The 570-nt window shown below is 51.1% G+C and carries 5 tRNA genes; all 5 read right to left on the bottom strand.

The annotated features are described in order from the left end of the window. Window positions 1–49 precede the first annotated feature (49 nt). Window positions 50–124: transfer RNA gene (locus WA279_RS20775), tRNA-Gly, on the bottom strand. 40 nt (window positions 125–164) lie between these two features. Further along, a tRNA-Leu gene (locus WA279_RS20770) sits at window positions 165–247 on the bottom strand. 6 nt (window positions 248–253) lie between these two features. Continuing rightward, window positions 254–329: transfer RNA gene (locus tag WA279_RS20765), tRNA-Lys, on the bottom strand. A 36-nt stretch (window positions 330–365) separates the two neighbouring features. Continuing rightward, window positions 366–441 (bottom strand) — tRNA-Thr (locus tag WA279_RS20760). 4 nt (window positions 442–445) lie between these two features. Next, a tRNA-Val gene (locus WA279_RS20755) sits at window positions 446–521 on the bottom strand. Between the last annotated feature and the right edge of the window lie 49 nt (window positions 522–570).

Here is a 570-nt window from a genome sequence, read left to right as displayed (position 1 = left end):
AAGTCCTGTGTGTCTGCCAATTCCACCACCCCGGCGTGGATGGTATAGTTGGAGCGGAAGACGGGATTCGAACCCGCGACCCCCACCTTGGCAAGGTGGTGTTCTACCACTGAACTACTTCCGCAGACAGGATGTCCAGTTTTTCTAACTGTTATCCTATATAATGCGGGTGAAGGGACTTGAACCCCCACGTCATAAAGACACTAGATCCTAAGTCTAGCGCGTCTGCCAATTCCGCCACACCCGCGTAAAATGGTGAGCCATGAAGGACTCGAACCTTCGACCCTCTGATTAAAAGTCAGATGCTCTACCAACTGAGCTAATGGCTCTTCTACAAGAGACTTGAGTATTATATCATATGAAAGTGGTGCCGGCAAGAGGACTTGAACCCCCAACCTACTGATTACAAGTCAGTTGCTCTACCAATTGAGCTACACCGGCATAATGGTGGAGGATGACGGGCTCGAACCGCCGACCCTCTGCTTGTAAGGCAGATGCTCTCCCAGCTGAGCTAATCCTCCATAATTGCACTAACGTGCAATTGCTTGGCGGCGTCCTACTCTCACAGGG

Origin of the sequence: Bacillus sp. 204(2023) (genome assembly GCF_037027505.1) — a bacterium.
Lineage (GTDB): Bacteria > Bacillota > Bacilli > Bacillales > Bacillaceae > Bacillus > Bacillus subtilis.
This window is presented reverse-complemented; position numbering and strand designations above follow the sequence as displayed.